Consider the following 24,643-nt stretch of genomic DNA (forward strand, 5'->3'; position numbering starts at 1 on the left):
AGGAACTTATTATGAATTATCCTACCAAATAGAGGCGAAAATACGAGGTTTGGGTTCCTCGTTTTAAAACAGAGACTTTTCGTAAAAAACGAACAGATGTTTCACGTGAAACACTCTGCAGAAAAAGAAACCGACCCCGGATATTTCCGGGGTCGGCAATCGTTCGGTTCGCGGCGTTATTCACAGCCGCTCGCAGCCGCCGATCTGCCTGCGCAGTTCGCAGGTGCTGTTCGCTATGCCACCATCGCAGAAAGCCGTTTGCTTTCTTCAGAAAGCTTCTTCGACAGATACTCGACGCTGCAATGCGCTTCGCGCGCACAGTCGAGCAGAAGGTCGACCGTCAGGCTGTTGAGGTACGCGTTGAAGCTTTCCTGGATGAGCGCATAGGAGCGGCGCACCTTGCATGCCTTTTCGCTGTTCTCGCTCTTGCCCGACGAATCTTCCTCCGGGTAGAACTGGTTGCAATCAGCGGGATCGCGATCGCAGGTGTTTTGATCACCCGAGCACTCCTCTACTTTGATGGCATCTTCCATAGCGGCGATGACCTCGAGAAGCGTGATATCGGATGCGTCGCGCGCAAGAGCGTACCCACCGTGCTTGCCCGGCTTCGCCTCGATGAGGCCGGCGTTACGCAACAGCTGCGCAAGCTGGATGAGGTAATCTCGAGGTATCGACATTTCACGGGCGATCTCCTTCGAGGAACGTACGTCTTTTTCCGCCGCTAAATAGAGGATGGTGCGGATTCCGTAATCCGTAGAAGCCTTCAACTGCATCCTTTCCCCACTTTCTGTCGTTTCCGACTTAGGCCGTTGCGCACCGCCTCTTCCCGGGCGGGCACAGTTTCCGCGCTGAGCGCGGAAGAGCTTTCGTTTCGGTTGCACGACAACGCCAACTATAAGCGTTTCACTAATCGTTATCCTGAAATGAAGGAAGACGCCGCAGCGTCTTCTTCCTTCCATCCGAGACCCTCGATGCGGGTGCTTTCGGCACTGCCCTCCGGCCTGCGGTCTTGCCAACGATCAACAACCTTTTTCCTTACCGTATCGCAGTCTACACGGAATGTAAGTTCTTCCGCAAGCAATTTCCCTCATTTTGGCGCAAATAGATGGGAAAGGGTTACATTATTGCCAATTTCTCCATAATTCTGACCTGTTTAGTATGATTTTTCGCCTCGCAACAAGACCGTACGACGCGAAAGGTCCGCCTTGCAACCGATGACGACGAATCGAGGGGTACCCCGCTCCGACAAAGCGTTATCCTAATGCAAGCACAACGGAGGTGGATGTGGAAAAAAGCGAAGCAAGGGCATTCGTCCTGGAACGCCGGGACGGCATCGAGACACGCGTGCATGCGGAAAAGTGCACAACCATATGCGGCGTCCTCACCGAAATGCTCGACGACATACGCTTAGCCCGCGAAAACGTTTCGAGCGCTGCGGGTGTATGCTATCGGCAGGAGCCGCTTGCCGTCGCGCTCTACCAAGCGATGAAGAGCGAGGTATCGCTCGATTGCTTCATCGAAGAGGTGTACGAGCGCGGGCTCACGGCATGCTTTCCCTGCATGGTGAAACACCCCACCGAAACGGGCCGGAACACCTCGATGACGTTTCGGGCGGTCTCGCGCGAGCAGTACGAGCACGGCGGCGTTGCGTTTCTCGATCATCCCCTCAGATCGTTTGCGGACGACGATCCCGCCCTTGCATCCTACCCCCTCGTCGATACGCCGATGCTCGACGTGGTCATTGTTCCCCTCGTTGCATTCGACGGCGAGAACAACCGCCTCGGCTACGGGGGCGGCAATTACGATCGGCTCATCGACGACCTCCGCGACGACGCAGTGGCCATCGGGGTTGCATTCGAGGAGCAGCGCATCGATTCGGTACCGTGCGAACCGCACGACAAACAACTCCCCGCAATCGTATCGGCTTGAAGGTTTCGGCATGGCAAGGAAACTCCCCCGGCATCAAAACCTATGCTACACTCAGCGCCGTGCGTTCAGACGCCGTCCGGAAAAACTCAGCGACAGGCATTAGCGTGGAACAGCAAAAGCTCTTCGACAAAAAGATGATGACGCTCGCCATCGTGGCGACCGTCGGCTTCGGCTTCCTGCAGGGAGCACGTCTGCTCGATCTCAATTCGGGGCCGTACAATCCCGGACCTTTCGCCCTCGCAGGACTCGCTTTCGACGGCTGCACGTTTCTCGCCGTCGCGCTCCTCTCGTATTTCGTCCGCATCGAGAACACAAGGAAGCTCTTCTGGGCGGGAATCGGCGTCGCGGTGGCCTACGCCCTGCTCATCGCATCGGGGAATCAGTCCGACATCGCGCTGTTCCTCATGCAGGCCGCATCGGGTATGGGATGGTCGCTCATGATCCTGTGCTGGATGCAGGTGTTCACGAGCTACCGACCATTCCATTCGCTGCTCATGATAGCGCTCGGGTATTTCATCGACACGCTCATCCAGCCGATTTCGAGCGCGCTGTTCCCCGGGTCTCGGCAAATCGTCTTGCTGATCGTGTTTGCAGCCTCCGCCGCTATGCTGTTCTATTGCCTTGCCAACAACGAATCGGTCGCGCAACGTATGAAAGAAGCCGTCGCGCCGAAAACCTCGATGGCCGAAGCCTTCTCGCGCACGCGCCGCGCGGTGGCGGGAACGCTCGTGTTCTCCGCCGTCTGCGGGTTCATCATCCAGATGGACATCTTCGCCGATCTGCAATACGCGCAAACCGACCTGACCGCATGGATCGCCATCGGCGTTGCGCTTGCCATGTGCGCCATTCTGGCCGTGCTGAAGCTCAAGAAGGCGAACATCGACTACATCTGCCCGATCGCCGCGCTCTGTCTTGCGTCGATCCTCTTGTACCGAAGCTTCGACGCCGGCGACAACTTCCTCGCCGGCGCGATGATGACGACGTTCCTCATGTCGTTTTACGTGCTTCTGTGGCTCACGTTCATCAGCGAGGCCTACGAGCGCAAGCTGCCGGCGTTTTTCCTGCTCGGACTTGCTCTGGGAGTTGCGCGCCTCTCGATCGCCGGCGGACGGCTGCTGGCTCAGGTACTCTACGAACCGCTCGCTCTCGAGCTGCATACCGTACTCATCGTTTCCATTTGGATTCTCGTCGTTACGGTATCTCTCATTTTCGCAAGCTACCTGCGTTACTCTTCGAAGCAGAAAGAGCATCGCCTCGACGATGCGCCCGACGAGCTGGCCGATCCTGCCGCCGCGCAAGCCGATGCCACCGAGGCGGCTCTCGGGCTGCTTCGCGAAACCTACAACCTGTCAGATCGGGAAGTCGAGATCATCCGCGAGTTCTCCGCCGGACGCAGCGCCCGCTACATCGCCGACTACTTCGTGCTGTCCGAGCACACCGTGAAAACCCACCTGCGCAGAACCTACGCCAAGCTGGGCATCCACTCGCGCCAAGAGCTCCTCGACCTCATCGAAGAGATGGAAGCGCGGCTTTTGCGGTAGGCTTTCGCGGTAGGCTTTCGCGATAAGCCTCGGCGGGCCGTTGAGACGGACTTCGGGGGATTACGGAATTCTTTCGGCTAAGCGGCACGCTAAGCCAGACGCAGCTGGCAGAAAAACCGAGCAATTCGTCATCGGGCATCTCAAAACGCAGCGCTGGATAGTGATCTTGCCCCCAAGCTTTACGGGACGCCAGATCAGAAGCCTTTTCATGGAAAACGCTGCAGAAACCACTCCGCAAAATGACGAATTACTCGGTTTTTCTGCCGCGAAGAAGCGGATTTGACGCACAAGCACCCACGCGAGACGCCCGCGCACAACGAGAGCCGCCGCGACGGGGATGTCGCAGCGGCTCTCGTACGGGAGGAGGCAAGGGTCGGTGCTGTTGCGGATTTACGCTTCGGCGAGCGCGGCGCCGGTCAAACGGCCCATCGTGAGCGCACTCGAATTGGAGCAATGGCGCACGAAGCTGCGGTTGTACATGAAGCGATGCGTGCATTCGCCGATCGCGTACAGGCCGTCGATAGCCGATTCGTCCTCGCGGATGGCCTGACAGTCGCCGTTGGTGCGCACGCCGCCCATCGTGGCCACGAACGAGGGCACGAACGAAACGAGGTAGTACGGACCGTCCTGATACGGCACGAGCATCTCGGCCTTCTTGTTGAACTCGTTATCGACACCGGCTTCGACGGCCGCCTGGTAGGCAGCGAACGTCTCGGCAAGCGATGCCGCGTTCGCAGCAGTCGCAAGCTCTTCGATGCTGTCGGCCTTGAACACGTCACCCGTATCGAGGCCCTTTTCGATAAGCGCTACCACATCAGCATTCGAGCTGTCGAACAGCACGTAGTACGGGCCGGCCGCGTTGTCGGTCATGGACGTCGCGAGCGCGGTCGTCGGGCCGGCTTCGTTGACGAAGCGCTTGCCCGAAGCATCCACGAGCATCTTCGAGGACGTTGCCGCACCCTCGATGCCCGTATCGCAGAGCTTCGCGAATCCAGGCTCCGCTTCGGTGAGCGTGCGGGTGGGCATGATGACGTTTGGTATGACCCAGCAGTCGTCATAGGTGGCGGCGCCGATGGCCGTCGCCATGGTCATACCGTCGCCGGTGTTCATCGCATTGCCGAGGTACTGGAAGCCCATCTTGTTGATGGCGGGCACCAGCTCGTCGCGGTAGGCATCGCTGCCGCCGAATCCGCCGGTAGCCAACACGACGGCCTTCGCCTTGATGTCCTGCTCCTGCTTGCCTTCTTTGACCGTTACGCCGACGACCGTATCGCCGTCCTGCAAAAGCTTGGTCGCTTCAGTTGAAAGCATGATCTCGACACCGAGCTTCTCAAGCTCGGCCTGGAAGGCGTCGGCAACGTTCTGCCCCGCTTTGATGGAGGTGTCGGCCGGGGCATCCGGTTTCACCGTATCGGTTCCCACCTGCTCTTTGGTGAACGACTCTTTGAACCCGATGCCCATTTCGTTCGCCCAGGTGATGGTCTCGCAGCTCTCTTCCATCATGCGCTGCATGCGCTCGTAATCCGGATACGGTGCATTGACTTTACCGATCTCGGTAGCCGCCTTGTAGCGCTCGGTAAACGCCTCCATCGTGTCAGCCTCGCCGTCCTCGAACAGCCAAAACTCTTTGTTCTCGGGAACCTGGGCGATCGATACGTTGCCGAGCGACGTGAGAAACGTCGACATGTAGAACGGCGCCTTGTCGACGAGCGTCACCTTAGCTCCGCCGAGCGCCGCCGCACGGGCGCATGCCGAGCCGGCAAGACCCGATCCGATAACGATGATGTCGGTTTCCTTAGCCTCGGCGCCCGAACCGCCCTCGCCGCCCGTCGTGCTCTCGGGCTTCGGGTTCGCACCGCACGCAGTAAGCGCCAGCGTGCCTCCGAGCACCGCGACGCCCGCAACGAACTGCCTTCTGCTGAATAGTTTCCTCTCCCCCATGGAAGCTCCTCTCAATTTGCTGTATGTAGAAGCTGCCTATGCGACCGTTTTGCCGCGGCAGCGAAGCAAACTATATACATCCAGGGGAACGCTTCTGTCGCACGAAAAGGTTCAAGGGTGTCGCACGAAACGTGGTAATCGCTAAATCTGTATTATCGTGCCTGTCCAAGAGCTTATCTTGCCTCCAGATGCGACAGCGCGAAAGCGAAGCGGCCGCCGAATCGATTCGGCGGCCGCTGAGGTTCGCAACGAGAGGCGCTACTTTTTCTACGCGGCCTTCTTCTTCCCGGGCAGTTTCACGCCAGTTTTCGCCAGAACAACGACGGCGATCACCGTAACAATCGCACCGATGACAAGCGGTATCCACGGGTTGCCCACGAACGCAGCGATGATGTAGCAGAAGAAGCAGACGACCATCACAAGCGTCGCATACGGGATCTGCGTGGCAACGTGGCGCAGGTGGTTGCACTGCGCACCTGCAGACGAGAGAATAGTCGTATCCGAGATGGGCGAGATGTGGTCGCCGTATACCGCGCCGCCGAGCGTTGCGCCTACCGCCACGAGGAACAGCGGGCCGTCAGCCGGGAACACGCCGATCACGATGGGCAGGATGAGCGCGATCGTACCCCACGAGGTGCCCATCGAGAAGCCGATGAACGCCGCAACAAGGAAGATGACCGCTGGCAGAAGCGCCAGATCTACGCCGATGGTGTTGAGGAAGTTGCTCACGAACTCGCCCGTACCGAGCATATAGCGGCACGTGCCGCCCAAGCTCCACGCGAGCACGAGGATCATGATAGCCCCCACCATCGAGCGCACGCCCTCGGCGATGCCCTCCATGTAGCCCGCAAGCGTAGTGAGTCCGCGCGGCAGGAACATAGCCGCTGCCACCACGAGCGCAACGCATACGCCGATGCACAGGCCCGATACCGGGTCCGCGCCGACCGCTTCAGCGAAGTCAACGCCTTCGAAGAAACCGCCTACGTACAACATCCCTGCAATCGAGAAGATTATGAGCACAACGATCGGGATGATAAGGTCGAAAACCCTGCCCTTATCTGACACCTTGATACCCTTGAAGTCGTCAATCGTCTGCGCAGCAGCATCGAGCACTTCGCTTTCCTCGGCAACCACCGTCGGAAGGTCGTTTTCGTAGGGCGGGGTGTTGTCGGGATCGGTTCCTTTCGGAATGCCGGCCGTCGCCACCGACTTGAGCACCTTGGCGCCGGGGATACGCTGCTTTTCGGCCATAGAACGATGCGCTTCGAGCTCGGCGGTTTTCATCGGGCCGAAATCGAGGTTGGTCGCGCACATGAAGAAAACGAACGCGATGGTCAGAAGCGCATAAAAATTGTACGGAATTGATGCGACAAACGTGGAGAAACCGCCCTCGCCGAGGTAGCCGCCGACGGCAACCGCCCACGAGGAGACCGGTGCGATGATGCACACCGGTGCGGCCGTAGAGTCGATGATCCATGCGAGCTTTTCACGGCTGATGTTGAATCGGTCCGTCACCGGACGCATGACCGCACCGACGGTCAGGCAGTTGAAGTAATCGTCGACGAAGATGATAATGCCGAGCCCCGCTGTAAGGATCTGGGCCATCTTCGCGTTCTTGATGTGGGTCGATACCCATTCGCCGTACGCCTTGGAGCCGCCTGCCGTCGCAATGACTACGACGAGCGCCCCCAGCAACGCAAGGAATAGGATCAGCGCCCCGTTCCCGGCTATCTGTTCAGCCATCATCTGCGGCACCATCGTAAACGACGAGATGAGCTGTTCGAAGCCGGCACCGTTCAACGTAAATTGGTAGATGATCATTCCCACGAATACGCCGATCGCAAGCGAAGAATACACTTCCTTCGTAATCAGCGCGAGGCCCAAGGCCAAGATGGGAGGAACGATCGACCATACACCAGTTGAGATGAGGTCAAAACCTTCCATACGAATCCCCTTAATCGATGCGGTACCAAAACGCGAACCCCCGATATCGGTCCCCTTTTCGGATGCCCCTGGCACGCGTGCCGCACGTGCCAGGCCATGCCATCCGAAACGAAGAACGGTCGCACGGCGGGATTCGCACAGTTCAATGGGCATTAGTATAGCGGGGACGGCGCTTCCGAAGAAGGGGAAACGCGCTTTAATTTGGCGAACGACCGCAAAGGCGAGCGAGCCGAGCCTCGTCAAGCACGCCGAACCGCCACTCGACGCGGGTGCCGAACGGAGGCTCCCGCAATCGGTTCGATACGCGCGGTCAGATGCATCGGCGACAACGGCTTGCATCCGACCGCGCGCTCTTCTGCTTACTGCTCTTCGAGTTCGTGCACATATTCGCGATCGATCGCGCCCTCGGGATGCGGAGGATCGACGTCGAAGGGAACTTTGGGCGTAACCAAGCTCACGAGCGGAACGATGACGAGCGAAAGCACCATCGCAAGGGCACCGCAGTTGATGGGCGATATCGGGGAGCCGAGCGCCATGTTGCCCACCGTAAGCCCCACGCCCACGACGAAGCTCGCCCACACCGACGATTTCGAGATGCGCCCGCTGAACAGGCCCCAGAAAAACGGACCGAGAAACGAGCCCGCAAGCGCTCCCCAGGAAATGGACATGAGCTGCGCGATGAACGTGATCGACGAGTTGTACTGCACGAGCGCCATCACCGCCGAGATGATAACGAATACCACGAGCAGCACGCGCATGTAAGAAAGCTGCTTCTTCTCGCTCATGTTCTTCACGATGTTGTCTTTGATGAGGTCGAGCGTGAGCGTCGACGACGAGGTGAGCACAAGCGAGGAAAGCGTCGACATCGAAGCCGAGAGCACGAGTACGATCACGATGCCGATAAGCAGATCGGGAAGCGTCGAGAGCATGGTGGGAATGATGCTGTCGTACACCGGCGTACCGGCGGCAGTCATCTCGATTTCCCCGCCGTACAAACGGCCGAACCCGCCGAGGAAGTAGCTGCCGCCCGCCACCACGAGCGCGAACACCGTCGAGATGATGGCACCCTGCTTGACCGCAGGTCCGCTTTTGATCGCGTAGAACTTCTGCACCATCTGGGGCAGGCCCCAGGTACCGAGGCTCGTGAGGATGATGACGCCCATCAGGTTAAACAGATCGGGCCCGAAGAAGCTTACGAAAGGTCCGGCCATTTCGGACGTCTCCGAGGGGATGAACGACAACTGGTTGATGGCTTCGGTGAAACCACCGTTGTTGACGAGCACCGCAACGATCACCGCCACGATGCCGAACAGCATGACGATGCCCTGGATGAAGTCGTTCATAACTGTGGCCATATACCCGCCGAGAACCACGTAGATGCAGGTAACCGCCGCCATGCCGATCACGCACACCTCGTAGGGCAGGCCGAACGCCATGCCGAACAACCGCGATAAGCCGTTGTAGACGCTCGCCGTGTAGGGGATCAGAAACACGAAGATGATGGCTGCCGCAGCGATGCGCAGCGGTTTGCTCTTATAGCGTGCACCGAAGAATTCGGGCATGGTCGCCGCTTTCAGCCGATGAGTCACCTCGCGCGTACGCGGTCCGAGCACCCACCAGGCAAGCAGACTGCCGAGAATCGCGTTACCCACGCCGATCCACGTTGCCGCCAATCCGTACTTCCATCCGAACTGCCCGGCGTAGCCGACGAATATTACCGCCGAGAAGTAACTCGTACCGAAGGCGAACGCCGAAAGCCACGGGCCGACGTTGCGCCCGCCGAGCACGAAGCCGTCGACGCTCGACGTATGTTTTCGGCAGTAGATGCCGACGCCGACTGCGACGCCGACGAATATGAGGACCATGCAGATTTTCTCGATCATGTTGCGTTCCTTTTCATGTCACCGTCCATGCTTGCCGCATGCCCGGTCAATTGCTTGTTTCACGTGAAATACCTGTTCGCGTTCTTGTTTTCTCACAGGGGATTCCGATTGCGATCCGCTGAGGCGAATCAGCCGCCTCGATGCAGCTATTCGGAAGATGAAAGCGCACATGGCCTCGTCGGAACTTTGCGCAGGGGCCTTTTGGCTTTGCGAAAAGCTCTGATGAACCCATGTGCTATTAATATCGATTATCGAAGATGCGCTGCGTCTTTTTCTCGGAGCGCGGAAGCTCCCCGATGGCAACGCCTTTAGCGACCGGCGTGCAGCCGATCTTTCCCTTGAAGATGAAAGCGAGCTCTTCTTCGACGCGTTTCTTATCGTCGCCCGTGGCGGTGGTCTCGAAGAACACGGTGATGATATCCTTGCCGAACAGGTGGTCGATCATGACCTGGTATTCGGACGAGGCGCCGTCGGTGAACTTGATGACTTCCTCGATCTGCGCGGGGAACATGTTGACGCCCTTAACCTTAACCATGTCGTCGGTACGGCCGATGAGGATGTCGATGCGCGGATGATGCGAGCCGCAGGCGCACTCGCCTGGGATGATGCGCGTAAGGTCGTGCGTGCGGTAGCGGATGAGCGGCGCGCCCTGCTTGCGCAGCGTGGTTAGCACGAGCTCGCCCGATTCGCCGTCGGGAACGTTCTTTCCCGTTTTCGGATCGATGATCTCGCAGTATACATAGTCGTCCCAAATATGCATGCCGGAATGCTCGTCGCAAGAAATGCCGATGCCAGGCCCGTAGATTTCGGTCAGGCCGTAGATGTCGTAGAGCTCGACGCCCAGCTCGTCGGCGATGCGGTTGCGCATCTTATCGCCCCAGCGCTCGGAGCCGATGACGCCTTTGCGCAAATGGAGCTTGTCGCGGAGGCCCTTCTCGGCAATGGCCTCGGCGAGAAGCAGCGCGTACGAGCTCGTCGCGCACAGAACAGTGGACTGCAAATCCTCCATCATGCGCAGCTGTTTTTCGGTGTTGCCCGGCCCCATGGGGATAGCCATAGCGCCCAGCCGCTCGGCACCCAGCTGAAAGCCGATGCCCGCAGTCCACAGACCGTAACCGGGAGTGATCTGGATGCGGTCGAGGTTCGTGATCCCCGCCATCTCGTAGCAGCGTGCGAACTGGATGGCCCAGTCGGTCACGTCCTGCTGCGTGTAGGGGATGATGACCGGCGTGCCGGTCGTGCCGCTCGAGGAATGGATGCGTACGATCTCCTCGTCGGGAACGGCCTGGAGCCCGAGCGGGTACACCTTGCGCAGATCGTCTTTCTCGGAGAACGGTAGCTTCTCGAAATCCTCCTGCGTCTGCACGTCGCTCAAGTCGATGCCCTCGAATTTTCGGGCATAGAATTCAGAGCGCTCCTTAAGCGTTTTGAACTGCTCTTTGATGAGCTCGAATTGTTCAGGCGCGATGTTCATAGCGATTCGTTACTTTATCATAATAGAGTATGGAGCATCGTGAGATTTTTCAACTTGGCAGGATATATCATTCGAACCAGGCGCATCGCCCTTTGCCGTTTCGTTTGCTGGTATACAGCGCCTCATCGGCCGCACGGTAGAGCACCGGGAAATCCCGTGTGCCGGCAACCCGCGCCATACCGACCGAACAGCTAAAGGCAATGGGCTTATCCGAGCCGCGCTCGGCCCATTGCTCGATGAGCTTTCCCGCTTTCGCTTCGGCCTCCTCGACGCTCGCCCGATCGCCTACCAGCACCGCAAACTCATCGCCGCCCATACGTCCGATCACCGCATCACGGAGAAAAACGCTTCTGAGCTCGTCGGCGAAATCCATGATGACGCGATCGCCCGCGAGGTGACCGAGCGTATCGTTGACCGATTTGAAGTTATCCAGGTCGATCATGAACAGCACCGCATCGGGTACGCCGCGCACAAGCCGCTCCTCGACCGTTCGCTCGAACGCCATACGGTTGAGAAGCCCGGTCATCGAATCGAGGTCGGCGCGACGTTCAAGCTCTTTCGAGTATTCGAGCGCAGCGTTCGCACGCTCGGTGGCGGTTTTCGGATAGAACTCGTTGAGCCTTTGATCGGCGTTCGGCGTGGAATGGTGCAGATGGACGACTTTCAGTTCGCCGTCCATCCGATGGATCAGAATGCTGAAGCGCGTATCCATCTCAACGAGCAAGAGCTTCGGTTCTTTCGGACGCTCGCGAACCCATAGCGTACCGAACACCAAGCACACTTCGGCATCGATAATGCGCGCCTCGTAGTATTCGTCGAGAATCTCGAACGCAACGTCTTCGGCCTCCGATCGATCGTTTCCGAGATTCTCGAAGAACTGCTCGGCCGTCGAGCAGAACTCATGACGGCCCGTTCCGATAACGGAAAGCGCTTCCATATCGAGGGAGTTCGCGATGTAGGCATCGCCCGCCTCGGACTGGTCGATAAGGTAGGAGCGCCATAGGTTGCGCGCGAGCTCGATTGCCTTGTCCTTAAAAGCCTGCTCTTCGGCTATCGCCATGGTGCCACCTGTCTCGCATTTCGCCCGACCCGAGCGAAGCCATCTATGACTTCTCCGCTCATAATAACAGGATCGATCGTGAAAGCGCTCCTGCTTTAACGCGCAATTGAAAGATCGATGGCCCGTAAATTCATGTCGACGAACCGCTCCTTCACGCAGGCGGGAATGGCACGGCGTAAATCATCGACCGTAACGGCCAAGCCCCCCTCGGCCAAAGCACAGGCCAGAAGCATCACGTTGAGAGACTTACGTCCACCTGCCTTTTCGACCAGCGAAGCATCGTCGACGGCAAAGAACGAACCGCCCGCTTGCTCTATCTCGCCCGCAAGGTTTTGAAGTACTTCGCTCGCAACATAGGGCGTACTCGAAAGCGCCGCCGATACCGGCTGGATGGCCGTCGAGGCGCAAACCATCGTTCCACCGGGCTTGAGGTACCCAAGCACGCGAGCCGCTTCAGCAGGCTCGAAGGCAACGATCAGGTCGGCGGTACCACGCGCGATGAGCGGAGCGTATACCGGCTCGCCCTCGTCGCCCATGCGAACATGGGAAACGACGTTGCCGCCGCGTTGCGCCATACCGATCGTTTCGGCAGTGCGCACTTGCCATCCTTTTGCCTCGGCCGCCTGCGCGAGCAACTTGGCTGCAAGCACGGTTCCTTGGCCGCCGACTCCGGCAAGCAGTATGTTAAGCATCGGTGCCTCCCCCCGCCCGAGAACCACTGGCAGAATCATTCGGCGATTCCGGAAGCCGTATCGCATGGAACGGGCACACCTGCACGCACAGGCCGCACCCGTTGCACAGGCTTCGGTCGATGAACGCCTGACCCCTGCCGCCGCTCGCCGGACCGCACGCACCCGCATCGAAGCCGATGCCCGGGCACCCTATCTCGGTGATGCACTTCTTGCAGCCCGTGCAGACCGCAGCATCGATGGATACCGGCTCGCCCGGTTTTGAAAGCGATATGCACGGGCCCTCGTAGATGATCGCCGACGGGCCGTCGAACCCGATAGCCACCTTAGCAGCCGCGACGCTCTCCTCGAGAACAAACGGATTGGCGTGCACGATGCACTCGAATCCCACGGCCTTGAGTACCGCCTCGATCGAAACCGGCGCGCTCTTCGGGCCCATCATCGTCACGCCCGTTCCCGGATGGGGCTGCGAACCGGTCATTGCGGTCGTTGCGTTATCGAGCACCGCAACCGTGATGTCGTGCTGGTTGTACACGGCGTTCACGATGCCGGTCAAGCCCGAGGCAAAGAACGTCGAATCGCCCACGAAGGCGACGGTTTTCTTTTCTGGTTCAACGATCGAAAAACCCTGCGCCATCGTAATGCCCGCGCCCATGCACAAGCACGTATCGACCGCATCGAGCGGCATGGCGTTGCCAAGCGTATAGCATCCGATATCGCCGCAGAGCACGGCGGGCGTCTTGCCGAGCGCGCGCTTGATCGCGTAGAAGCTTCCCCGGTGAGGGCACCCCGCGCACAGCACCGGGGGCCTCATGGGCAGCGGCCCGTCGTAGGCAAGCGGAGCCGTTTCGGATTCGGATGAGCCCACCGCCTCGAGCACTCGCTCGAGGCCCAGATAGCGGGCAATGCGATCGAAGATGTCATCGACCGTGTTCTCGCCGCGGTCACGCGCGTAGCCGTTCAGCTTGCCGAACACATCGTAGCCCGCATGCAGCTTGCCGCACAGCGCGAGCAGGCCGTCTTCGATCACGTGGTCGAGCTCCTCGAACACGATGATCTGGTCGAGTCCCTCGGCGAACGTCTCGACCGCCTTTTCAGGGAACGGATACGGCGTTCCGATCTGCATGAAACGGTACGCGGGCACCTCGATCCCCGCAGCGTCGCAACGCTCGGCGAGCATTCGCAGCGCCTCGCGGGCATACATGGTGCTCACGCCTCCAGCAACGATGCCGAGCCGCGGCCTTTGCCCCTGGACGCTACCGCCTTCTTCGACGGGGTTGAACGCAGCAAGCGCACCGGTGGAGTAGTCGTCGGCAATCTGCACAAGCCGCTCGTTGATCTCACCGTGGGCTTCAAAGGCCCGTTTGGGGAAAATGACCCATTTGGAACTGCGCACGAAACCCTCGGCTGGAATATCGCGCGCCGTAGTGGTTTCGGGAAACGCGAGAAACGTCGAAGCATGGCAGACGCGGGTGGTCGGGCGAACGATCACCGGCGTGCGGTAGGCCTCGGAAAGCTCGTAGGCGGCTTCGATCATATCGCAACCCTGGTCGGGCGTGGCGGGGTCAAACACCGGCACCTTCGCGAAGCTGCCGAACCGTCGGGTGTCCTGCTCGGTCTGCGACGAGATGGGGCCCGGATCGTCGGCAACGAACAACACCGTTCCGCCCTTGACGCCGACGTAGTTCAAGCTCATGAGCGCATCGCTCGCCACGTTGAGACCGACCTGCTTGCACGTGAACAGCGTGCGGGCGCCCGCATACGCCGCACCCGCCAAAAGCTCGAGCGCCGCCTTTTCGTTGGTCGACCATTCCACATGGACGCCCCGAGCGCGGCCCGCCGCATGCTCCTCAGCGATCGCCTCGATGACTTCCGACGAGGGGGTGCCCGGATAACCGGCCGCCACGCGGATGCCGGCATTGAGTGCGGCGTGGGCGAACGCCTCGTTGCCCATCAGTAGTTGCTTCTGCATAATCTCGCCTGCTTCGCCTTGATTGTTTACGGCAGGCTCGCGGCAGTGCACCCGAGCCGAGCCGCCCAAGATTCGATTCGCCCATTGTACCGCAGATGTGTTTTTGAACGAGCCGCACGGCGCATCGGGTCGGTAAGGCGCCCGCTGGTATAATCCGAAAAACCGCACCCGACACGAGAGCAGGTGGTTTTCCTGAAGTGCCCCTTATGCAACGTCGATTTGGTCATGAGCGAGCGACAGGGCATCGAGATCGACTATTGCCCGCAATGCCGAGGCGTTTGGCTCGATCGCGGCGAGCTCGATAAGATCATCGAACGTTCAGCCGAAAGCATGCCCGCAGCGCAAGCAGCGCCGCGGCCCCAACGCGCAGAAGCTCGCTACGACGAGCGCCCTTATGACGACCGCTCGTACGACAAGCGAAAATACGAGGATCGTCGCCATGACGATCGCCGCTGCGACGATGACTACTACAAGAAAGGCAAGAAAAAGAAGCGGGAAAGCTTCCTCGGCGACCTCTTCGATTTCGGGGATTAAGAGCATCGAACGGCGCTGGGCCGCTGGGCATTCGCCCGCAGCCCAGCATGCCTTTTCCTATCGCTTCGCGTCGCGCGTTCGCATCCTGTTGCGCGATGCACGGGTGGCGCCCGTCGCCAAACCACCCGCCAACAGCGCAACGAGGGCTATCAGCGAAACGAGATTGCCGTTCATGTCGCCCGAACGCGCAAGAGCGGTGGGATTCCACGGAACAAGCGGCTTCGCGATCGATGCGCCGCCTTCGACGGACGGATCGTTGTCGGAGCCCCCCGGCTCCCCGCCCACGGCAACCACGTGATTGACCACATCGCCCGTACCGAGCGAGAAGTCGAGCGTACAGGCATACGACAGCACGTAGGTTTCCCCGCCGTACACGTCCCCTATCGGCACGACGAGCTTTCGCGTGGCTTCGTCGTAACAGGTGGATGCCACGTCGGAGAACACCTTATCGGGGCCGGCGAACCTGATCGATCGAACGTCGAGCTTAAGGCCAAGCGGAATGGTGTCGGTCACTTCCACGCCGTACCACACCGAACCTGTTCGGTTGTTTGCAACCGTAACCGTATAGAGCACCTCGTCGCCGTTATCGTACGAACCGTCTCCATCGAGATCCGCAACGACCTTGTCAATCGAAGGATCGGGGTCGGCCAAGAGCACCGACCCATCGCCGTTGGGCACAACGGGATCGGTCGGCCCGGGGTTCGGGTTTATCGGATCGTCGTCGGGTGCGGGTTCGGCAGGGTTGGGGACGCTGTCGATACCGGGTTTTCCCGGTTGCTCGGGCACCGTCGGATCGACGGACTCGAGGGTTCCCACCAAAGCAACGTTTGCGATGTCTTGCCCGACGGCGCTTAGGGGAATCGTCGCCTCGAACTCGACCGTTGCAGCGCTGCCACCGAAAATCGGTCCCGCCGAAACGACGATCTCACGTGTTTCGGGATCGAAGCAATCGGAGACGCTATACGTTCTTCCATCGGAGGCGACGAGCTTCAGGGTTGCCGTATCGACGTCAAGGCCTTCGGGCACGCGATCGTACACGTAAGCGTTCTTCCAAATCGATCGGGGGTTCGGCTCGCAATTCGTCGCGGTGACGGTATAGCGGATGCGATCGCCCACCTGCAAGACATCACCGGAGGGATCGGTCAGATTCACCGCCCGCTTCGTCAGCTCCTTGACGGCCAGCGGCTCGGGCGTGGGCACGGACACCGTCGATTCCTCGATCACTTCGGTGCCCCCATCGGGTACGTAACCCGCCGCTTGCACGCGATTGCGCAGCTGTGCATCGACCGAATAATCATCTCCCGCGCTGATCCGGGCACGATATGACAGCGATGCCTGCTGGCCGCCGGAAATATCTCCCGTTTCCACGCGTATCGCGTGCGATCCTTCATCGTAGGCCCCCTCGAGCTCGCTCGCATCAGCAGCGCCGGGAGCGGTGTATCGGATGGGCTTTTCTGCAACAAGCTCGAGACCGTCGGGCAGTACGTCGGAAAGCACGACCTCGCGCCACGTTGAGTTCGCTTTCGCGTTCGCCGCCACGATCGCGTATTCGAGCACGTCGCCGTCGCGCCACGTTGCCATATCGTCGGCACCGTCCCGACCTTCCGTTTCGGCCGTCACGTTCCGCACGGTCTTCGACACGGATGCTTCAGGATCGGCCTCGGTAATCTCATCGGTAACCGAGGTAGCGATGGCGGGAATGCTCGACTCGCTTTTCCCGTCGTACGTTTCAGTGGCGACGTTCACAAGCGTGCCCGATAGCGCTTCAACCTTAACTGCAAGGGTTATCTGCTTGGTTTGGCCAGCGGCAACATCGACCGACCACAGCACCTTGTTGGTTTTCTGGTCATAGGTGCCGCCATCGCTCGCCTCCATGAACGAGGTGTTCATGGGCAGCTTGTCGGAAACGGCAACACCCGTCGCATCCCCGTCGCCGGTGTTGGTCAGCGTGATAAGATACACGAGCCGTCCGCCTGCGGGCGCGCTGTCGGTTTTAGCCGACTTGGATATGTGCATGTCGGCCCGCTTCTCAGGGTCGGTTACATCGACGGGCGGATCGACGGGCGGCGTCACGGCCCCATTGCCATCGGGATCGGTCACGGTCACGCTGTTCTTGACGGTCGAACCGATTTCGCCGGTCACCTTCGCGATAACCGTACGGGTAACCGAGGTGCCCTTCGGAACATCGACGGTCCACACGACTTCCTGGCCGTGCACGGTTGCCGCAGGCGTGCTCGACACATACGTGAGCCCCTCGGGCAGCACATCGACGATCCGATACCCCAAAGCGTCCCCGTCGCCGGTGTTGGTCACCGTAACGATGTAGGGAATCTCGGAACCCTGTGCGGCCTGCGCGACGGGCGTTGTTTTGGTAACCGACATATCGGGTGCGCCCGCGCCGCCGGAAGGATCGGAAGAAACCGACGTGCTAACGGGATCGGATGAAACCGTTGCACCGTTATAGGCAGCGCGCGCGATGTTCGAAAGCGTACCGCTCTTCGAGGCCACCTTCGCTCTAAAAGCACGCTCGACCGTCTTTCCAGCAGGTACGTCAACCGTCCAGGAAACCGTGCCCTCCGCGCATGCGCCTCCGTCGGCCGCCTCGACGAACTCAAGGCCTTTTGGAAGCGCGTCGGTAACCGCCACACCTTTCGCATCGGCTGTTCCCGTGTTGGAAACGGTCACGGTGTAGGTGATTTCGTCGTTGTATTTGACGGCATCCGCACTTGCCGATTTCGCTATGCCGAGAAGCGGTTTCGCTTCGTCGGCCGGATCGACCACGGGCGTATCGGGAATCGAGGGAGGGGCTATCGGGGTATCGGGGTTGGCCGGATCGATCACTTCGACGTTGTTCTCGATGCTTCCCGTCGCACCATCGTTCACCTGGGCGATAATGGTACGCGTTATCGTCTGCCCCGCATCCAGCGCAGGAATGGTCCAGCTCACTTCGTGCGAGCCTCCGTCGTAGGATCCCCCCGCACTGCTCGACACGTAGGTCAGCGAATCCGGAAGCTTATCCGAAACGACCAGGTTAGACGCTTTGCCGTCGCCGGTATTGCGCACGGTTATGGTGTAGGGAATCTGGGATCTCGGCGCCGCCTGAGATACCGTCGTTGTTTTCGACACGCTGATCTTGGGCGTGCCGGATGCCGATCCGTCCACCGGCACGACGGTCGATACGGGGTTCGCCGCAATCGTCTTGCCCCCGTGTATCAAGTCGGCCGTGCTCACGAGTGTACCGCTCTGCGCCGTAACTTTAGCCGAAACCACACGCGACACCGACGTTCCAGCGGGAACATCCATGGTCCACGTAACGGTTCCGGCATCGTTTTCCGCTTCATCCGCAGCCTCTGCATCGAGCATCGCCATCGAAGCGGCGGCACCGTCGGGCGTATAGCTCCCCTCATCGCTCGCGGTCTTGAAGCTCACGCCTACGGGCAGCTTGTGAACGGCCCGCACGCCCGTCGCGTCGGCCTTGGTAGCGTTGGTGACGGTGAGCGTGTAGCGGATGGTGTCTCCCGTTGCAGCCGTTCCCGTATCAACCGTGAGGACGCCGGTTACGGTTCCCTGCTCGGGAATGTCGATCGTAGGATCGGTAGGCGGTACGACGGGATTGTCGGGATCCGTCGGATCGACGACCGTCACGCTGTTCGCAATGCTCTGTCCTGCAGCCCCCGTCACGCGAGCGCTGATGATACGCGTAACCGATCCGCCCGCCTTCACGGTCGCTTTCCAGGTAACCTTGTTTCCTTCAACTTTGCCAGCAGGGTTGCTCGACACGTAGGCAAGCCCTGCAGGAAGTTCGTCAACGATCTCGACATCGGTCGCATCGGCATCGCCGGTATTGGAAACGGTTATGGTGTAGGGAACAACCGATCCGGGCATCGCTTGAGAGACCGAGGTGGATTTGGATACCGACAGTTCGGCTTTTCCCGTACCGCCCGTCGCCTCTTCCTTGACGGCCGTAGTTACCGTGTCGGACTTCACCGTTTCATCGCCCAGCTGCGCCTGGGCCGTGTTCAGCATGCTGCCGCTCGACGAGGGGGCGTTGACCGTGAAGGTCAGCTCCTTCTGTTCTCCCGCAGGCACGTCGACAATCCAGTGCACCGTATTGTTTTCGCAGGTCGCTCCATCGCTCGCCATAACGAAACTCGATCCCGCAGGCAGCGCGTCGGTTACGGCCACGCCGCTTGCATCGGCCTGTCCGGTGTTGGTAAGCGTGAGGGTATAGGTGATCTGGCCACCGGGTACCGTAGTCGAAGCGCTGGCCGACTTCGCAAGCGATACGCTTGCACCCTCGTCGGGATCGGGATCGGTAACGTCTACCGAAGGCTTATCGGGCGGCGTGACGGGATTGTCGGGGTCGCCGGGGTCGGTCACCTCGACGGAATTCTCTATCGCCCCCGCAGCAGTCTCGGCAACGCGGGCGGTGATGACGCACACCGCCTGTCCGCCGGCTGCGACATCGAGGTTCCACGTGACCGTATGGGCATCCTTGTCGTACGTTCCCGAAGGCGTGCTCGACACGTACTCCAAACCGGACGGCAGCGTATCGACGATCGGCACGTCCGCAGCATCGCCGTCGCCTGTATTCGACACGGTGATGGTATAGGGGATGAGAGAGCCCGGCGATGCGCTCGTGGCACTCGTGGTTTTCGTAACCGCAAGCTTCGGCTTCTTATCGCCGCCAGCAGGCTCTGTAGCCACAGCCACCGTTATCGGCTCCGAGGAAACGCGGCTCCCCTCGTATTCAGCAACCGCCGTGTTGACCAGCGTCGCATTTTTTGCCGTTACTTCCGCCACGAACCGGAAAGACGCATTGCCCTGCGCGGGCACGCTCCCCTTCCACGAAACCGCACCGTTCGCAGCCGTAACGCCCGCATCGCCCGACGTGAACGAAAGCCCCGCCGGCAGCGCATCGGAAACCGTCACATCGGCAGCTTCTTTTCCGCCTTTGTTGTACACGGTGATGGTGTAGGTAACCGCATCGCCGAACTGGGCCGAATCGGCATCTGCCGCCTTCGCTATGGAAAGATCGACCACATCTTTGCTGTCGTCGGGATCGGTTACGTCGATAGAAGGCTTGTCGGGCGGTGCGATCGGATCACCGCCGTCGGGATTCGTAACGCTCACCCCGTTCTCGATGCTCGAACCCACGTCTCCCGTCACCTCCACGGTAAGCGTGCGTTCGACCGTCTGCCCCGACGCAACGTCGACCGTCCAACTGACGGTGTTGCCTTCGACCTTCGTAGCGTCGGGGGAGCTCGACACGTACGCAAGGCCCTCGGGCAGCGCATCGACGATCTCGATGTTCTTCGCATCGCCCTTGCCCGAATTCGTAACCGTGATGGTATACGGGATCTGGCTTCCCTTCGCCACCGAAGTCGCATCGGTTGTTTTCGTTACCGAGAGCCGCGGTTTGTCTTCGACGACGGGCGCTTGCGAAATGGAAGTCTGCACCGGGTCGCTCACGTCGGCCGAACCCCCGTGCACGGCTGTCGCCATGTTCACGAGAGTCCCGGTCTTGGATTGAACCTTGACCGTCAAGTCGATCTGCTTGGTTTGGCCGGCCGGTACGTCAACGGTCCAAAGGGCCACCCCGTTGCGGTACGTTCCCCCGTTGCTCGCGCTGATGAACAGCGTGCCTGCGGGAAGCTGGTCGGTCACGACGACGTTTTTCGCATCGGCCGATCCGCTGTTGCTGACAAAGAGCGCATACGTGAGCTGACTGCCGGTAATCGCCGTGTCGGCACTCGATGTTTTCGCAATGTGCACATCGGGCTTATCGCTTCCGGGAACCACCTCGATGGGAGGATTGACCGGCGGGTTCACGGGATTGTCGGGATCGGCTGGATCGGTAACGGTGACGCCGTTTTCGATGGTTGCGCCCACATCGCCGGTCACGCGAGCCATAACGGTACGCGTGACGCTCATGCCCGCAGGCACCGTGAGCGTCCACGAAACCGTTTGTCCGCTGACCTGTGCCGCCGGAACCGACGAAACGTACGAAAGCCCTTCGGGCAACTCGTCGGTGACAACAATATCTTTAGCGTGGGCGTCGCCCGCATTCGATACGGTGATGGTATAGGGGATGATGCTGCCCGGCGACGCTTCGGTCACATTGGTCGATTTCGCCACGCTCAGCTGCGATTTGCCTTCGCCGCCCGGACCAACCGGATCCGTGGGGTCGGGATCGGGGCTATCGGGGTCGGGATTGTCGGGATCGGGCTTGGGCGGGTTCACCACATCGCCTGGGTTGTCGGGCGGATCGGTGGGGTTTTCTTTGCCGTCGGTAACCGCCCATGCGGTGTTTTTAATCGATTGCCCAACCGCATCCGACGTAACGATCACCTTAAACGTAAGCGTCGCTTTCTCTCCCGCCTTGAGCACGCCGGCGGATACGGAAATCTCGCCCGTGCTCGGATCGTAGCCCGTCGGCACAATGTGCTCATGCGTCGCACCGGATCCGTCTTCGATGGGGTGAGTCATCGCAATGCTCGCGGTTTCCACCGCGAGCCCCGACGGGACCTTATCGTAGAACCAAGCATTTTCCCAACGAGAATTGGAATCGTCGCTCTTGTTGCCGATCTCGATAGCGTATTGAATGATGTCGCCGACCTGAGCCGTGGGAGCACCGGGGTCGGTAAGATTCGAGGCATTCTTGGTAACCCATTTATCGGCAGGCGTAAACGACACGAATCCCGTTCCGGGCAGTTTTGCCTCGCCGGTCGTCGCCGCAACTTCGTCACCGTCGGCGTCGGTGCCGTCAACGGTTGCGGAATTCAGTATGCCCACGCCGGCACCCGAGCTCACATACGGCGCATCCTCGTTTATCTTCACCTGAAACGACAGATGGTACTCATCGTCGGTGGCGAGGGGCACATCCATCGTATGGACGATGGATCCGTTCTCCCCTCTCGTCTCGTCGTAAACCGTATCGGGCAGCTTAACGGGCTTTTCGCCTGCCTTGGAAAGCGTAATGCTGTCAGCCACCACATCGATGCCGTTTGGCAGCTCATCGAGAATAGTCGCGTTGTGCCACTCCAATCCCGGTGAGCTGTTTTTGATCGAAATCGTGTACGTAACGAGATCGCCCACGCGATTGGTCACGTGTCCGCCGATATCACCCTGCGTTTCGTTGTATGCGCTTATGTTGGCCGAAACCACCGTTCCAAACGACGGATACACCACTATATCGTTGTCGGGAACCGTATCGGTTGCCGAAACGTAGGTGCCCATGCGGGTCTCTCCCATACCGCTCTCGATACGCCATCCAAGAAACTCCGATTTTCCCGGATCGACGCGGTCGTTGAACAGACTTTCTTTGCCGGCGAGCTCGCTTAGCACGCCTCTATCGAAAGCCGAGTTGATCGTTTCCTTCTCGCTTCCGCCCTTAGCGTCTTTGATCACGATGTTGTGCGAATGAGCCAACCAAGTGGCCAATATCGAGATATCGGTTTCGGTGCGGCCCGACGAATCCGTTACCGCCGTAATGGGGGTATCGGCCGTAAACGATTGGCTTTTATCTCGGTTGTAAACCCACCCGGTAAAGTCGTAGCCGAAGCGTACGGGCTGCTCGGGAAGCTTGGCCGTCTCCGGGAAAGCGACTGCTTTCTCGTTGATGGTTTGCGTGTTTTGGTAGGCGCCCGGATCCTTTGCGTAAAGATCGTCGGACGATCCCGACGGAACGTAGTCGAGATGATAGGAAAGCGAGAGAGGCGGCACCACCGTCAGGTATTTCGTTCCCTCGGCCTGCGTTGATGTTTTCGTCGGATCCATCCACGAATAGCTGAGGAGATACGTTCCCGTTTCGCTCATTTCCGCTGAACGTTGATCGGTGAACAGCTTGACAAGCGAATCGGTCCACTCAAGCGGCACAGAATACGTGGGGGGCTGGCCCTCGACATCGCTCGGTATGACTTTCCGCACCGACAGACGAACGACTTGCTCGAGTTCCCCGCCTCCGGCGTTTTTCAACTTGATGTCGTAGTCAAGATTGGTTTTGCCAACGATTGTCGTCGTCACATTGAGATTCGGATCGGCAAAGTCAGTGCAGCCGATACCGTGCGCCGCCATCTTATCTTCAATCGACGCATATCCGCCATCTCCCACCGGCTTGCTATCGTCCATGTACTCTTGAAGATTGACTGACGTAGCAATGATGAATTTAATGCCTTCGCGATGATCGAACAGCGTAAGATCATCTTCAAGCGGCTTGTACTGAGGGTCTGTACTTGTCGCTTGCGCGTACACGGTTGCGTCGGAACCGACGATGGCCGTATTGTCGGTTCCGATCGCAACCGACGTGGTTGGAACGAGACGCAGGTTTCGCGTGCCCACCACCCCATCGTAGTCCGAATACACACGCAGCCATCCAATACCCGAGGCAACCGCAGTCACGCTCACCTCGTCCATAGCGGGTTCGCCTTGGGCGGCAGAGAGCGTGATGATCTTCGTTCCCGGGTTGAGCGGACTGTCATTGGGGTAATACGCTTTGTTGTCGGGATCGTACACCCACGAGGTATCGATGGACGCATTGTTGACCATCTTATTGTTGGTCAGGGGGAACGCGTACCGAATCTTGCGTACGGTATCGTAATCCGTTGCAGCGGGATCGAATGCATCGTTATTGCACGGGTAAAGGAACACCGTTGACACCGATGCTTGGGAATAGGCCCGTGCAAGTTCTCCGAGCTTCGCGCTCCCGCCCCATGTGCCCGTGGTAAACGCAGACAGTTGAGGATATGTGCTGCCGTTCGAGGTAGACCACCCAGCACCCATATTCTTTGTTGTGAGTGATTTGGTGAGAAGCCCCGACACCATGGGCGAAGGTGCATCATTGATGCCCTTTTCTGCCGATCCCGTTGTCTGCTTATCGTAATAGCAGTTCGTCATCGTTGTCGTCGGGCCAACTCCACCCGCAAAGCCGCCCGTGGTCGTCACCACGTTTCCCGAATCATCGACAGCCGTCCCATCGGGCTTTGACTTCAAAGTACCAACTTCGCCCGCAGCGTAGCAGTTTTCAAATGCTATGGCAGGGGAGGTCGACGTTATCGGTGCAGTTGAACCGACAAAGCCACCCATGTTTTGAGCGGCGGCACCCATGCCGACCATCGCTGTAGAGTAGCAGTTTTTGAAAGTTGATTGATGGGTGTCGTACGCATCGACTCCGCTCACAAACCCACCGCTGTAGCTTACGCCTTCGACTTTTCCACTTGACCAACAGTTTTCGATGTCAACCCAGTTATGGATTACGCCGCAGAACGGAGCTGTAGTCTTAGCACCGTAACAATCAAGGTTCGCAAAACTGTTGGTGCACTTAGTGACTCCCGTGCACGATAGAAAACCACCTGAATGACCGGATGACGCGATAACCGTACCGTCGATTGCCGCGCAGTTGTCGATGGTTATGAGAGATTTATCACCATACGTGTCCCGACGTCCCCAACCACCTTCGAAAAAATTAGCGACGCAATCGGTCCCTCGCACATGAACGTTTTTCGTATAGGTGTTGGTGATGAATACCTGTCCCTCAGGAGCTTTGTTCGAAGAAGTGAACATGCCTCCAACACCATGCAAGCTATTGATGACCGCATCGCCGCCCACGTAGTTCCTAGGGCCGACGAGAGCATTCTCCAAAGCGCAATTATCTACATGGCCAGCGCGGAAACTTCCA

At 59.4% G+C, this 24,643-nt stretch carries 12 protein-coding genes; 3 read left to right on the forward strand and 9 right to left on the reverse strand.

All coding sequences use genetic code 11. The features are described 5' to 3' along the window. Nucleotides 1-233: 233 nt before the first annotated feature. Nucleotides 234-773, reverse strand: a complete 540-nt coding sequence (locus C1722_RS11750) for an RrF2 family transcriptional regulator (RefSeq protein WP_102379402.1) — start codon at nt 771-773, stop codon at nt 234-236. A 511-nt stretch (nt 774-1,284) separates the two neighbouring features. Here C1722_RS11750 and C1722_RS11755 point away from each other — a divergent pair. Both C1722_RS11755 and C1722_RS11760 read left to right on the forward strand, forming a co-directional pair. Continuing rightward, nucleotides 1,285-1,929, forward strand: a complete 645-nt coding sequence (locus tag C1722_RS11755; protein WP_102379648.1) for a 5-formyltetrahydrofolate cyclo-ligase — start codon at nt 1,285-1,287, stop codon at nt 1,927-1,929. A gap of 104 nt (nt 1,930-2,033) precedes the next feature. Further along, complete coding sequence (locus C1722_RS11760; protein ID WP_244902539.1) at nt 2,034-3,470, forward strand: helix-turn-helix transcriptional regulator; 1,437 nt, start codon at nt 2,034-2,036, stop codon at nt 3,468-3,470. 390 nt (nt 3,471-3,860) lie between these two features. Here the strand turns inward: C1722_RS11760 and C1722_RS11765 are convergent, their stop codons facing one another. From C1722_RS11765 to C1722_RS11795, 7 genes are all read right to left on the reverse strand, one after another. Continuing rightward, nucleotides 3,861-5,411, reverse strand: a complete 1,551-nt coding sequence (locus tag C1722_RS11765; protein ID WP_102379403.1) for an FAD-dependent oxidoreductase — start codon at nt 5,409-5,411, stop codon at nt 3,861-3,863. A gap of 267 nt (nt 5,412-5,678) precedes the next feature. Further along, nucleotides 5,679-7,355, reverse strand: coding sequence for a Na+/H+ antiporter NhaC family protein (locus C1722_RS11770; RefSeq protein WP_102379650.1), 1,677 nt, complete (start codon nt 7,353-7,355; stop codon nt 5,679-5,681). Nucleotides 7,356-7,714: 359 nt separating this feature from the next. Then, nucleotides 7,715-9,238 carry a sodium:solute symporter family protein gene (locus C1722_RS11775; protein WP_102379404.1) on the reverse strand — a complete coding sequence of 508 codons (1,524 nt, stop codon included), beginning with the start codon at nt 9,236-9,238 and terminating at the stop codon, nt 7,715-7,717. A gap of 238 nt (nt 9,239-9,476) precedes the next feature. Next, nucleotides 9,477-10,712 carry a phenylacetate--CoA ligase family protein gene (locus tag C1722_RS11780; RefSeq protein WP_102379405.1) on the reverse strand — a complete coding sequence of 412 codons (1,236 nt, stop codon included), beginning with the start codon at nt 10,710-10,712 and terminating at the stop codon, nt 9,477-9,479. Nucleotides 10,713-10,779: 67 nt separating this feature from the next. Then, on the reverse strand, nt 10,780-11,772 hold the full coding sequence (locus C1722_RS11785; RefSeq protein ID WP_102379406.1) for a GGDEF domain-containing protein: 993 nt from the start codon (nt 11,770-11,772) through the stop codon (nt 10,780-10,782). Nucleotides 11,773-11,867: 95 nt separating this feature from the next. Beyond that, entirely contained in the window at nt 11,868-12,464 is a 597-nt protein-coding gene (locus C1722_RS11790) for a 2-oxoacid:acceptor oxidoreductase family protein (RefSeq protein WP_102379407.1), read from the reverse strand. Continuing rightward, on the reverse strand, nt 12,457-14,433 hold the full coding sequence (locus C1722_RS11795) for a thiamine pyrophosphate-dependent enzyme (protein WP_102379408.1): 1,977 nt from the start codon (nt 14,431-14,433) through the stop codon (nt 12,457-12,459). Before C1722_RS11795 ends, C1722_RS11790 begins: the two co-directional genes overlap by 8 nt. Before the next feature lie 183 nt (nt 14,434-14,616). Between C1722_RS11795 and C1722_RS11800 the strand changes: the two genes are divergently transcribed. Beyond that, entirely contained in the window at nt 14,617-14,967 is a 351-nt protein-coding gene (locus C1722_RS11800) for a TFIIB-type zinc ribbon-containing protein (protein WP_244902540.1), read from the forward strand. Between the two features lie 57 nt (nt 14,968-15,024). Here the strand turns inward: C1722_RS11800 and C1722_RS11805 are convergent, their stop codons facing one another. Further along, the gene (locus C1722_RS11805) at nt 15,025-23,958 is read right to left on the reverse strand and encodes an isopeptide-forming domain-containing fimbrial protein (protein WP_180995181.1); all 8,934 of its coding nucleotides are present in this window, start codon (nt 23,956-23,958) and stop codon (nt 15,025-15,027) included. Between the last annotated feature and the right edge of the window lie 685 nt (nt 23,959-24,643).

Origin of the sequence: Raoultibacter timonensis (genome assembly GCF_900240215.1) — a bacterium.
In the GTDB taxonomy this organism is placed as follows: Bacteria; Actinomycetota; Coriobacteriia; order Coriobacteriales; family Eggerthellaceae; genus Raoultibacter; species Raoultibacter timonensis.